This window comes from Neomicrococcus lactis (genome assembly GCF_014200305.1).
In the GTDB taxonomy this organism is placed as follows: domain Bacteria; phylum Actinomycetota; class Actinomycetes; order Actinomycetales; family Micrococcaceae; genus Neomicrococcus; species Neomicrococcus lactis.
In genome coordinates this window covers 606,439-618,825 of sequence record NZ_JACHBL010000001.1, presented here as the reverse complement: position 1 = coordinate 618,825, position 12,387 = coordinate 606,439, and the positions used below count along the sequence as shown (strand labels likewise).

At 59.7% G+C, this 12,387-nt stretch carries 9 protein-coding genes and 3 tRNA genes; 1 reads left to right on the top strand and 11 read right to left on the bottom strand.

The annotated features are described in order from the left end of the window. Positions 1–18 precede the first annotated feature (18 nt). A complete protein-coding gene (locus BKA12_RS02900) occupies positions 19–795 on the top strand; it encodes an IclR family transcriptional regulator (protein WP_183640512.1) in 777 nt (258 codons plus the stop codon). Between the two features lie 9 nt (positions 796–804). On the opposite strand, the gene thiL is transcribed toward BKA12_RS02900, so the two are convergent. The 11 genes from thiL to BKA12_RS02845 all read right to left on the bottom strand — a co-directional run bounded on the left by thiL (position 805) and on the right by BKA12_RS02845 (position 12,365). After that, complete coding sequence (gene thiL / locus BKA12_RS02895) at positions 805–1,875, bottom strand: thiamine-phosphate kinase (RefSeq protein ID WP_183640511.1); 1,071 nt, start codon at positions 1,873–1,875, stop codon at positions 805–807. A 3-nt stretch (positions 1,876–1,878) separates the two neighbouring features. After that, positions 1,879–3,591 (bottom strand): GTPase, encoded by a 1,713-nt coding sequence (locus BKA12_RS02890; RefSeq protein ID WP_183640509.1) that lies wholly within the window; start codon positions 3,589–3,591, stop codon positions 1,879–1,881. Beyond that, complete coding sequence (locus BKA12_RS02885) at positions 3,578–5,359, bottom strand: dynamin family protein (protein WP_183644452.1); 1,782 nt, start codon at positions 5,357–5,359, stop codon at positions 3,578–3,580. The genes BKA12_RS02890 and BKA12_RS02885 overlap by 14 nt, the downstream gene beginning before the upstream one ends. A gap of 79 nt (positions 5,360–5,438) precedes the next feature. Further along, a complete protein-coding gene (locus BKA12_RS02880; protein ID WP_183644449.1) occupies positions 5,439–6,872 on the bottom strand; it encodes a sugar nucleotide-binding protein in 1,434 nt (477 codons plus the stop codon). Positions 6,873–6,896: 24 nt separating this feature from the next. Continuing rightward, entirely contained in the window at positions 6,897–7,895 is a 999-nt protein-coding gene (gene rfbB / locus BKA12_RS02875; RefSeq protein ID WP_183640508.1) for a dTDP-glucose 4,6-dehydratase, read from the bottom strand. 267 nt (positions 7,896–8,162) lie between these two features. Continuing rightward, the gene (locus BKA12_RS02870) at positions 8,163–9,323 is read right to left on the bottom strand and encodes an IS1249 family transposase (RefSeq protein ID WP_183639812.1); all 1,161 of its coding nucleotides are present in this window, start codon (positions 9,321–9,323) and stop codon (positions 8,163–8,165) included. 195 nt (positions 9,324–9,518) lie between these two features. Then, positions 9,519–9,591 (bottom strand) — tRNA-Glu (locus BKA12_RS02865). A gap of 41 nt (positions 9,592–9,632) precedes the next feature. After that, positions 9,633–9,705, bottom strand: a tRNA-Glu gene (locus BKA12_RS02860). Positions 9,706–9,792: 87 nt separating this feature from the next. Continuing rightward, positions 9,793–9,864: transfer RNA gene (locus tag BKA12_RS02855), tRNA-Gln, on the bottom strand. A 126-nt stretch (positions 9,865–9,990) separates the two neighbouring features. Further along, complete coding sequence (gene gltX, locus BKA12_RS02850) at positions 9,991–11,505, bottom strand: glutamate--tRNA ligase (RefSeq protein WP_183640506.1); 1,515 nt, start codon at positions 11,503–11,505, stop codon at positions 9,991–9,993. A gap of 95 nt (positions 11,506–11,600) precedes the next feature. Beyond that, positions 11,601–12,365, bottom strand: coding sequence for a fumarylacetoacetate hydrolase family protein (locus BKA12_RS02845; protein WP_183640505.1), 765 nt, complete (start codon positions 12,363–12,365; stop codon positions 11,601–11,603). Positions 12,366–12,387 lie beyond the last annotated feature (22 nt).

Sequence of the window (12,387 nt, the reverse complement as noted above, 5' to 3'; positions counted from 1 at the left end):
AGAAGCGACAATTGCGGTATGACTTTCCCTTATGAAACTACGACGCCGCAGCTCACCTCTAGCGATGAGGGCCTGGACGCGCTCACTCGCGGTAGCGGCGTAGGCGTTGTGGATAAGTCGATCGCGATCCTCAACGCACTCGAAGCAGGACCAGTCTCCCTCGCGGAATTGGTGTCGGCGACAGGGATTGCCCGACCCACCGCGCACCGTATTGCTCAAGCGCTAGTCCACCACCGCATGGCGGCCAAGGACATGCAGGGTCGCTTTATGTTGGGGCCGCGACTCGTTGAACTTTCCGCCGCTACCGGCGAGGACCGGCTCACCACGGCTGCCGGACCTATTCTCATCAGCTTGCGAGACGCCACGGGCGAGTCCTCGCAGGTGTTCCGCCGCCAAGGCGACTTCCGCGTGTGCGTAGCGAGTGCTGAGCGTCCAGTAGGTTTGCGAGATACCATTCCTGTGGGCACCAAGCTCTCTATGAGAGCTGGATCGGCGGCGCAAGTGCTGCTGGCGTGGGAAGACCATGCACGTCTTTTGGAAGGGCTGACCAACGCCCGCTTCACGCCGACCATTCTTTCGGCGGTCCGCCGCCGCGGTTGGGCACAAAGTTTGGGCGAACGAGAGCCCGGCGTTTCTTCGGTGTCTGCGCCGGTTCGAGGTCCGTCCGGAAGAGTAGTTGCGGCCGTCTCGATTTCTGGACCGATTGAACGTCTGACCCGTCAGCCCGGTCGGTTGTACTCAGAAGTGGTTGTCCAGGCAGCGCACAATCTCAGCGACGCTTTGAAAGACCGCTAGGAAAGTTCACTAAGACGAAAAGTGGTCGAAGCCGAGCTCTTGAGGCGCCATACCGTCTACGAGCACGCTCGCCTCGCCCGCAAGAACCTCGCCGATCACGTTCCACCCCTGCGGTACGTCCGTGAGGCGAGGGAAGGTCGCGAGAAGAGCGTGCCCTTCTCCCCCGGTCAATGACCACGCACGAGAGTCCACTCCACACCGTGCCGCGGCGTCCTTCAATAGGGCGGCGTCGAAATCCACGCCCTCGGAGCTAATGGACATCACCACCCCGCTCGAGCGGGCAATTCGCTTCGCGTCCCGGAGCAGGCCGTCGGAAATGTCCATCATAGACGTGGCACCATGCTGAACGGCAACAGGTCCCTGGCTCAGCGGCGGTTCTGGTCGCAACTGCAGCTCCACACAACGACGTTCGGTTTCGCTCCACGTCTCGGGAACTGCCACAGAGTTCACCGGAGCCTGATCCAGCAAGGACAATCCCGCGGCTGCTGCGCCCAAATTCCCGGCCACAGCTACGATGTCCCCCGCCCGCGCACCGGAACGTACGCGTGGATCGGCACCTTGGAGAGTTCCCGTCACCGCAGCGGTGATGGAGATTTCACCAGACCGGCCCACATCGCCGCCGGCAATCGAACACTGCCGAGCACCCAATGTCTCGAGAGCATCGGAGAATCCTTCCGCGATGCCTTCCACCCAGTCCATCGGTGTGTCAGTGGGCAGGCTCAAACTGATGACCGCAGCTGTAGCAACGGCACCCATGGCGTTGATGTCTGACAAGTTCTGGGCCGCGGACTTCCAGCCCACGTCGTACCCAGAAGTTTGCATACCGCTCGGCCAGACAACTCGGAAGTCCTGATTCTCCACGAGCGTGTCCACGGAAATCACGAAGCGTCCATCGGGCGCGGCGATCATGGCAGCGTCGTCGCCCGGGCCCAAAAGCGCGGGAGCAGAGCGATACCGTGACAGCAGGCGGCCAATGAGCCGACCCTCACCCGAGTCCTCCACCGAAGCATCCGGCACCACAGCGGCAGCTAAGGATTCTTCGGGGAGGTGAGCTGCGTCGTCGTTCTCAAAAGTGGTCATCCGCTAGCGGCGCCGATCCTTCTCGCCGCGGGCCCGCGAAACTGCGCTGATGAAGCTGTTGTAGCGATCAATTTCAGCGCTGACCGGGGCGGCAACATACTCGTGGGCCACGGCGCGAATGGATTCTTGCAAGCGTTTGCGGGCCGTCCGTGCACGCGATTTCGCCCCGAAACGCGCGAACACGCTTCCCGCGATGCCGATAACAATACCCAGCAGCACGCCGAACGCCACCAACAGTGTGGGAACTGGCCACCCTTCAACCATTGGCGTTTCCGGCGGCTGAATTTGGAAGTACTGCAGGCCAAAGATCACGCCGAGCCAACCCAATCCAACGACGGCGGCAAGCAACGCGATCCACTGGATGACCGAGAGAACCGGCCACCACCACGAGCCCTTATTCGCGGACAGATCCGTGCTGGCGATGGCTTGGTCTAGGCGATCCGGCAGAATCTCCGCGGACCCGCGCGCGGCACGGCGAATGGACGAACGCCATGCGTCTGGGGCGCCAGCGCTGGCACGGTCGGCGAATTCACGCACAGCCCCGTCGGCTTCGGCGCGCTGGGCGGCCCCTGCCTTCGGAAGCGACGTCCGGTTCACAATCGGGTTGACGTCTTTCGACTTCAAGTTCAAGCGGCGCAACGGATCGGGACGCAACCGGGACATCCAACGCGTCACCGGCCAGCCAGTCTTGGCACCCGCATCCAGGGCATAGGAACGCTCAACGGCACGAACCACCACGTCAACGCCGGAAGAATGCGCGAGCTGTCGCGCCAAACGCTGCTCGTCAACGCTTTCGATCTTGGCGAGCTTCTCCCCCGTGGCACCTTCCGCCAGCGCATTCGAGGTGCGTTCAACATCCGCCAGGAGACGAGACGAGAGGGCTGCGCGTTCATTCGCGACGCCACGGATCGCGGCACGAAGCTTGTCCACGCCCTCGCCTGTGCGCGCGCTGACCGCGTAAAGATCCACCTTGGTCAGGCCGTCGTCGGCCATGATGCCACGCAAGGAATCAATCACGTGCGGCACCTCGCGAGCATCGAGGCGGTCAATCTGGTTGAGCACCACCATGGTCACGGAGCCGTGCGCGCTGAACTTGCGCATGAAGTCGTGATGCACTGTGGCATCTGCGTACTTCTGCGGATCCAGCACCCACACAATGACATCCACCATGCCGGCCAGCCGCTCCACGATTTCGCGGTGCTTGAGCTCGGTGGAATCGAAATCCGGAAGATCCAACAGGATCAAACCGCCGGGGGCTACCGGATCCTTACGGAACCAGCCGCGCTTCGTGGGTTGCGCAGAATTTTCCGAGGACGACGACGCCGCCCCACCTCCAGTTCCCACCGCTGGGTCATCGAGGACGTGACGTTCCGCAACGTCCAACCAGTCCAGCAACGGACCTGCGCCTTCGGAACCCCAGATGCCAGCCAGTGGTTGGCTCGTGGTGGGGCGGGTCGCTGCAGAGCGTGCGATGTTTTCACCGGTGACGGTGTTGAAAAGCGTGGATTTTCCGGAGCCCGTGGCGCCGAAGAAGCCCACGACGGTGTGCTCGGCGCTCAAGGAACGGCGCGCTGCAGCACGTTCCAGAACCGCCAGCGTCGCTTCGAGCGTGGCTTCCTGTACGCGTCCTTCACCAAGCTCGCGAGCCTCATTGAGCGCCTCGAGCCGCAGAGTGAGCGGCGACTGGTCTTGAACTTGATCTCTATGCTTGACCATCGTTCTCCTTCAGCGGTGCGGACGTCGACTTAGGTGCCGCGCCTTGCGACAGCGCGGTGAGTTCGCGGCCTGCCTGAATCAGCTGCTTCACCTCTGCCTCGGAGCGAACGTCATCAAGACGACGCGTGAAGCGAGAAGATTCCTCACTGAGCAAGCGGTCGACGCGTCCGTTCAGCTGCTCGCGGGCCGTCTTCGCCAAGCGACGCACTGCGTCCTCACCGAAAATGGCTTCAAGAAGCTTTTGACCCACTATCGCGGAGCCGCCGGCGATGCCGATTTCAAGACCCGTTAGGCCAGCTGTAGAAGCGAACACCACGATCATGAGAGCAACAGCCACGCCGTTGACGCCGAAGGATGCCATTCTCGCGGTCATGCGCTTGCCCTCACCTTCTTGGTGAATGAGCTCCAGTAAGTCGCCCTGCCAGAGACGCACTTCCTCGGCAACTTTCTCGCTAAAGCCTGGCGATACGGTGGCGAGGTCCTCGGTGCCGATGAGTGCACGGCCAGCAGACTCAGACTTCCACCGCTGTTCGGAGACCTCGGCGGCTCGTGCAGCAGCACTGACGATCACGGCGTGGAGGCCGGTTTCAATGGCCTCTTCTACCGTCTCGACAGGAGCAGGCTTTCCGGTAAAGAACGAACCAATGCGGTCGCGGAGTCGACCGATGGTCGTCTCGAGCGAACGGAAGAACTCGCCCGTTCCCACAAAGTCCTGCCAGCGTGCCAGTACTTCGCCACGCAAGAGCGTGCCGTCTTTGGTAGCACCTTCGATTTCCACGGCGGCGTCTTGGTATGCCGTGACAACATCCTCGTGCAGACGCTGGGCAGCATTGACCTGATCCAGTTCGGCATCGCCGATGACCTTGATGCGATCTGCCAGATGGCGTACCGCGCCGTTGAGCGTCTTGCGGGCCAAATCTGCGCGACCCGATGATGTCTGGGCGATCTCGGTCAGCCAGTCGTGAATCGGAGCCACGGTGCTTGCCGGAAGCATTCCTTGAGCGTCAAGCGAAGCTTCTTCCACTACGAAAAGTGGCGAGTCCGCGAGTCCCTCGGCGCTCAGCATGGAACGCAAGTGGGTGCTGATTTCTTGGCTTGCTTCGGCCGGAACACGGTCCAGCACCACACCTACGGTGATGTCGCGGCTCGCGGCATCAACAAGCAGGCGCCATGGGATGGCATCGGCGTAGCGGTTTGCCGTAGTGACGAAGAGCCACAAGTCTGCGGCCGCAAGAAGCTGGCTCGCGAGTGCGCGGTTGTCATCGGAGACGGAATCAATATCCGGCGCGTCGAGCAGTGCGACGCCCTGAGGAACTCGATCTTCGGCCAAGAGAATCACGGAGCCAATGGCCTTCGGATCTGGCGTGTCGCCGGCCTCGGTTGCGCGAATACGCTCATCCGGCTGAGCCCGGCGTCCCTTGACGCGCTTGAGGCCAGGAAGCACGCGCTGAGTGGCAAACCACTCTTCTTCGCTCGGGTGGTGCAGCAGAATGGGCTGCCGTGTGGTGGGGCGAATCGCTCCGGCACGCGTGACAGGGTGTCCCACCAGCGCATTGACCAGCGTGGACTTGCCCGCACCCGTAGAACCACCAACCACCACAAGCAGTGGGGCATCGAGAGATCTGTAGCGTGGCAACACGTAGTCATCCACTTGGTGGATGGTTGCCGTGCGTTCGCGTCGTGCCTGATCGGCGGAACCTAGCTCAAGAGGGAATGACGCTGCATAAAGTTCAGCGCGCGCCGTCTCAAGAGTGGTCACCGCGTGCATGGCCGTCTGTGCCAACGACTCGTGCTCTTCCGAGGAACTATAAGTAGTCACTCGTTTATCTTGCCTTAATAATTAACGGCTAGTCGCCTAGATAGGCTTTCAGAGCTTCGCGTTGGTCGCGCGGTTCAAATCCGGTGGACCTAATCTTGGACAAATCAAAGGCGCTATTGAGGGGACGCGGAGCTGCGCTCTTTCCCGCAAAGTACTCCTCCGTGGTGATGCCTGTGACCGCGTCGCGAGAGACACCCTCAGCTTCGAAAGCTTCGCGCGCAATATCGGCCCAAGACCATGGCTCGCCACCGTTGGACACGTTGTAGATGCCATATGGCGCCTTTGAATTCAGCAAGTGAAGGATCGCCGCGGCTAGGTCTTCCGTGAAGGTCAAACGCCCCACTTGATCAGACACCACCGATGGCTCGATGCCGCGGCCTGCAAGCTGCTTCATGGTTTCCACGAAGTTCTTGCCGTCGCCGATCACCCAGCTCGTGCGCACAATGTAGTGCTTGTCCGTCACGGATACTGCAAGCTCGCCAGCTGCCTTGCTTTGCCCGTAAACCCCCAAGGGAGCGAAGTGTCCTTGCTCTGGCAGCTCTCCGGAAGCGGCGCCGTCGTACACGTAATCCGTAGACACGTGAACCAGCGGAACCCCGGCAACTGCGCAGGCCTTCGCCAATCGGGCCACAGCTTCAGCGTTGGCGGCCCACGCGGCGACGCGGCCCTCAGCGGTCTCAGCAGCGTCCACCGCGGTGTAAGCGGCGGCGTTGATCACGGCCGCGAAATCGCTCAGGTTCCATTGCGCCAGCGAATTGGCGGCGTCCGCGTCCTGCTGTTCAAGATCAAGCTCCGCACGAGTGGTGAACACGGCCTGATCTTCGGTCAATGCAACACGCAACGCGCGGCCCAACTGGCCGTTCGAGCCAATCACCAAGTATTTCTGCGAAGGAACCTTCATCGGCGTGACGTCAGCCAGACGCGGGTGCGCCTCGTCCTTGGCGGATAGCTCCGCCTCGCTCAACGGGATCGGCCACTGAATCGCAGCGGTCTCGTCGGCCAGATTCAGGAAGGTGTATTCAGACTGCTTTGCAGCGGACCAGTGATCGTTGACCAAGTACACATACGCCGTGTTGTCTTCGAGGGTCTGGTAGGAATTGCCCACGCCACGCGGCACGTAAATCGCGGTGGATGGATCCAGCTCGGCCGTGAACACCTGACCGAAGGAATCCCCCTCGCGCAAATCGACCCACGCGCCAAAAATACGGCCGGTAGCAACCGAGATGTACTTGTCCCACGGCTCAGCATGGATGCCACGCGTGGTGCCCGTCTTGTCATTGAACGAGATGTTGTTCTGGACCGGGCCAAAGTCCGGGAGGCCCAAAGCCAGCATCTTCTCGCGCTGCCAGTTCTCCTTGAACCAGCCACGGTTGTCACCGTGGACGGGCAGCTTCAGTAGAAATATGCCAGGGATCTCTGGGACAGGCGTGATCGTCAATGGTTGCGAAAATTCCACGGGGATTCCCTTATAAGTGATAGCGAGTTATTAGTGACCGCGGGCTGCGTAAAACGCCTCGGTGGCTTCCTTTTGCGGACGCCACCACTGCTCGTTGTCCTGGTACCAGGCGATTGTCCGGGAGATGCCTTCTTGGAAGTCGGTGTAGCGCGGTTGCCAACCCAATTCGGTGCGCAGCCGGGTGGAATCGATCGCGTAGCGCAGGTCGTGGCCGGCACGGTCCGTCACGTGCTCGAAGTCCTGAGAATCGCGGCCCATGGCCGTCAAAATGGTTTCCACGACTTCGCGGTTATTCTTTTCACCGTCCGCACCAATGAGATAAGTCTCACCAATGGTTCCGCGATCCAAGATGGTCAACACAGCAGACGAGTGATCATCTGCGTGAATCCAGTCACGAACGTTCTCGCCCTTGCCGTACAGCTTGGGGCGGCGTCCATCAATGATTTCCGTGATCTGACGAGGAATGAACTTCTCGACGTGCTGGTAAGGGCCGTAGTTATTGGAGCAGTTGCTCAACGTTGCCTGGAGACCGAAAGAACGCACCCACGCGCGCACCAACATGTCAGAGGCGGCCTTCGTGGACGAGTACGGGCTCGATGGGTTGTATGGCGTGGTCTCTTTGAAACGCTCCGGATCATCCAGCTCAAGGTCGCCGTAGACCTCGTCTGTGGAAATGTGGTGGAAGCGCTTGCCGAGCTTACGGGCCGCTTCGATCAGCGTGTAGGTGCCGATGATGTTGGTGTCGAGGAACGGGCGCGGATCGTTGAGCGAGTTGTCATTGTGACTTTCAGCCGCATAGTGCACGACGGCGTCCGCTTGCGTCATGAGTTCACCGACGAGGGGTGCGTCGCAGATATCACCCTGAACAAAGGTGAAACGCTGCGGATCCAGGCCGCTCAAGGACTCACGGTGCCCTGCGTACGTGAGCTTGTCCAGCACCGTCACGTGGTGATCGGTGTTGTCGAGAACGTAGCGGACGAAGTTTGAACCGATGAAGCCGGCACCGCCGGTGACAAGAAGAGAGCTCACCAGATCAGATTACTAGAGCGCTTGGAAAGAAGGCATTTGTTGACCTGCGCCGACTTGGCACTCTGAAATAGATCGAAGTGCCAGGAGAGACGCATACAGACGACGAATACATCCAACGCGTCCAGCAATCCACTCTTGACACATCCAGTTGCCAATTTAACGCAGTAAAGACATGGATAACGACGTTAAAGTGGCAACTCGGCGTCAGGACAGCCCCGGTTATGGGGTTATAGGACATAAATGTGTGTCTGGGTCGGGCGTGTCTTTTTAGGAGGCGCGGCCGGCCCATCCTTTTCGGTGCCAGAGTCCTTCGTTTGCGTTGAGTCCTGTTCCGAGTTCTGCGGGTCCGATGTGTTCCTCGATTTCTTGCGTGTAGGCGACGGGCTCGTAGTGTTCTTTTTTGATGAGTTGGTGGGCTGGTGCTGGGTTCTGGGAGTGCTTGTAGAGGAACCATTCCACGGCTCGTTTAGCGTGCTCAGGGGTCAGTCCGCGATGGTTGCGTAGAAGATTGCGTAGCTGCGCGTTGATGCCTCCTTCGATCCTGTTCGTTGTTGATGAGGCGTTCCGTGAGCGGTGCTCGTCTTTGAGATAGGTGAACAGGACTTCTTGTTGGCTGGCGCGCTCGAGGAGTTGGTAGGCCTTGCGTAGCCGGTCGTGTGTGAACCACCAGCGCTGGTGCGGCCTCACGCTTTGCGGCAGCGAACCACGGTGGTGCGAACGGTAGGTTTTCTCGTTCAGCATCTGGTGATGTTTTCCGTGCCACTGGTTGAGTGCAAGTAGCCATGCACGCGCTTGATCCTGGCTCGTGATCCGTGTCAGGGCAAGGGAAATAGCCCGTAGTTCGCGGCCCGCGGTCGTGCGGGGGCGCATCGTGATCAGCACGCGCACGTTGCGTTGAATATGCACCAGGCAGCGTTGAACAGGGGTCTCGGGCCAGCAATGTTTCAGCGCGGATGCCAGCCCGGAACCACCATCAATCACGACCAAATCTGGTGCGGGGAAACGAGTTAGGAGCTGTTCCCACGCCACGCGTTTTTCCGTGTCACACCATTGATAACCGATGACGTGTTCGCCAGCGATCGCGATCAAGCAACACCAGGAACCGAGATAGATGCCGTCGAGCTGGACTTCCGGATAGATCTCTCCGGTGACCTCGATCGCGGGAGTAATGTTCCAGCACCAGTGTGTGGAGCGACGAAACGAGCGTGGATCCACGCCCTGAGCGACTTGGGATTGAGTCTTGTTTCCCAGCAGCCATTCCAGGAATCGGGAGAGCTCGTGGCGTCGACGCACGTCGACGCGTTGTATCCGTTCAGAACTACTCGCGCCACACGATTTACAGCGATACCTGGTAGCTCCAGCACTCGTGGAACCGTTCCTTTTCAGCCCGCCACCACACAGGACGCATAAACGCTCGTTGTCAACCACGCTTCCCGAATAAACAACGAAAAGTATGCCAACACCCGTTTAGCCGCGCCGATAAAGGCAACCAAGCCCCATCAGACACACTTTAATGTCCTATAACCCCGGTTATGCGCCAGATGTTCAGGCAGATTGCGTGGCGAATTCAAAAAGCGCTACGCAAAAGCAAAATCCCCCGGGCGACCGGAGGATTTTGTAGAGTGACCCCAGCGGGATTCGAACCCGCGTTACCGCCGTGAGAGGGCGGCGTACTAGGCCGCTATACGATGGGGCCAAGATACACATACGTCAGAACCGAAGTCCTGCATATGACCGTGACCCCAGCGGGATTCGAACCCGCGTTACCGCCGTGAGAGGGCGACGTACTAGGCCGCTATACGATGGGGCCGTCACGATATATTAAGGGAAAGTATTCGAATCTTTTGGAGACTCAATTACTTTCCCGTTATCGGTGAAATCCCGAGGAACTTCATCGCTGGGATACCAGGACTCGAACCTAGAATGACGGTACCAGAAACCGTAGTGTTGCCAATTACACCATATCCCAATGCGCCGGAATCGAATTTGAAAGTGGGTCTAAACCCGTTCTTTCAGCGCCCCGGCACGACAAACTACTTTACAGGAGCAGAGCCTCAATTCCAAACCGAGAGGCCCTGCTCCGCAAAGATGTGACCTAAACCTCGTTGATGTCCACTCCGAAGGCTGCAATGCGCTTCATCGAGGACTCGCGGCCCAGGATCTCCATCGACTCAAAGAGCGGCGGAGAAATGCGCTGTCCCGAGATCGCGGTACGCAACGGGCCGAAGGCCAAACGTGGCTTCGTGCCCATTTCGTCGATGAGCTTGGCGCGCAGTCCGGCTTCGAGGCTTGCAGCGTCCCAGGTTTCGATTCCCTTGAGAACCTCGGTAGCGGCAGCCAGAATCTCGTCCGTGTTTCCAGGCAGGCCCTTCAGAGCGTCCTGAGCCACCACAATGTCTTCATCGGCGGTGAACAAGAACGCCATCATGTGTGGAGCTTCGCCCAGCAGACCAATGCGCTCCTGAACCAGCGGAGCGGCTGCGTCGAGGATTTCGTTCTCACGATCGGTGAGCGTCTCCCCCACAAGCTTTTCGTGCTGGAGGTATGGCACCAAGCGGTCACGGAAGTCCTTCGCGTCGAGCATGCGCACGTGGGTTCCGTTGATGGCTTCTGCCTTCTTCACATCAAAACGTGCTGGGTTCGCCAACACGTCGTGAATATCGAAGTGCTCAATGAGCTGCTCCACGGTGAAGATATCTTCATCTGCAGAAAGGCTCCAGCCTAGAAGTGCCAAGTAGTTCAAGAGGCCTTCTGGAATGAATCCACGCTCGCGGTGCAAGAACAAGCTTGATTCTGGATCGCGTTTGGAGAGCTTCTTGTTGCCCTGACCCATGACATATGGCAAGTGACCGAAGAGCGGCATGTACTCCGCGACGCCAATGGCGTACAACGCGCGGTACAAGGCGATCTGACGGGGCGTGGAAGAGAGCAAGTCCTCGCCACGGAGCACGTGCGTGACGCCCATGAGAGCATCATCTACCGGGTTCACCAAGGTGTAGAGCGGCTGCCCGTTGGCGCGCACCACCACGAAGTCGGGAACCGTGCCGGCGGCGAAGGTGATCTCGCCACGTACCAAGTCGTTGAAGGTGATGTCCTCGTCTGGCATGCGCACGCGCAAGACGGGCTCGCGACCCTCGGCCTTGAAAGCAGCAATCTGCTCGGCGGTGAGCTCGCGGTCAAAGTTGTCGTAGCCCAGCTTCGGATCGCGGCCGGCCGCCTTGTGGCGGGCTTCGATTTCCTCTGGGGTGGAGTAAGACTCGTAGACGTGTCCGCCAGCAACAAGCTTGGCGATGACGTCCTGGTAGATGTCAGAGCGCTGCGACTGACGGTACGGCTCGTGCGGGCCGCCCACTTCCACGCCTTCGTCCCACGTGATACCAAGCCACTTCAGCGCGTCGAGCAACTGCAAGTAACTCTCTTCGCTGTCGCGCTTTTGGTCCGTGTCTTCGATGCGGAAGATCATCTTGCCGCCGGTGTGCCGGGCGTAGGCCCAGTTGAACAGCGCGGTGCGGATCAGTCCGACGTGTGGGGTTCCCGTTGGCGACGGGCAAAAGCGCACGCGCACGGGGGTAGATTCATCAACGGTGGGGATTGAAATTTCAGAAGCCATGATGTTCGCCATTCTAGTCCCCTAGAACAGACAACGCCGCGGCACAGGGACATGAAATCCCCGACACCGCGGCGTCGTCGTCATCTAAGAGTGACTTAGTGCGAGCGGAACACGTTCTGAAGCGTGCCGATTCCCTCGATTTCCACTTCGCAACGCTGGCCTTCGCGCACCAGTCCCACGCCAGCAGGAGTGCCGGTGAGGATGACGTCGCCGGGCAACAACGTGAAGGCTTCGGAGATGTAGGAAATGAGTTCCGGGATGCCCCAAATCATGTCTGCGGTGTTGCCGTCTTGGCGGGTTTCGCCATCAAGACGCGACGTCACACGGAGGTTATCCGTATCCAGTTCGGTTTCAATCCATGGACCCAGCGGGCAGGAGCCGTCCCAGCCCTTAGCGCGCGCCCATTGTCCGTCGGAGCGCTGGGCATCGCGAGCGGTCAGATCGTTAGCGCAGGTGTAGCCGAAGATAACGTCGTTGACCTTTTCGACCGGAACATCCTTGCAAATGCGGCCAATGACCACAGCAAGTTCTGCTTCGTAGGAAGTTTCTTCCGAGAAAGAAGGCAAGGTGACAGGCTCGTTCGGACCCACCACGGAGGTGTTGGGCTTGAAGAACAGCAACGGTGACGCTGGAACTTCGTTGCCGAGCTCCTTCACGTGATCGGCGTAGTTGCGACCCACACACACAATCTTGGAGCGCGGGATGATGGGAGCCACCAAGCGAACATCGTCAAGGGCAAACTTTTGGCCGGTGGGCTGAACGCCGTTGAAGAAGGGATCGCCCGCGATCTGGGTGACCTCGTCCCCCTCAATCACGCCGTACATAGGATCAGAGTCAACAACAAATCGAGCAATACGCATGGCTTAGATTCTATGCGGTGAA

What these genes read in the sequence shown, in the direction of transcription:
- gltX (WP_183640506.1), bottom strand. Translation starts at nt 11,505, where the DNA reads ATGGCTTCTGAAATTTCAATCCCCACCGTTGATGAATCTACCCCCGTG.
- BKA12_RS02900 (WP_183640512.1), top strand. Translation starts at nt 19, where the DNA reads ATGACTTTCCCTTATGAAACTACGACGCCGCAGCTCACCTCTAGCGAT.
- thiL (WP_183640511.1), bottom strand. Translation starts at nt 1,875, where the DNA reads ATGACCACTTTTGAGAACGACGACGCAGCTCACCTCCCCGAAGAATCC.
- BKA12_RS02845 (WP_183640505.1), bottom strand. Translation starts at nt 12,365, where the DNA reads ATGCGTATTGCTCGATTTGTTGTTGACTCTGATCCTATGTACGGCGTG.
- BKA12_RS02890 (WP_183640509.1), bottom strand. Translation starts at nt 3,591, where the DNA reads ATGGTCAAGCATAGAGATCAAGTTCAAGACCAGTCGCCGCTCACTCTG.
- BKA12_RS02885 (WP_183644452.1), bottom strand. Translation starts at nt 5,359, where the DNA reads ATGCACGCGGTGACCACTCTTGAGACGGCGCGCGCTGAACTTTATGCA.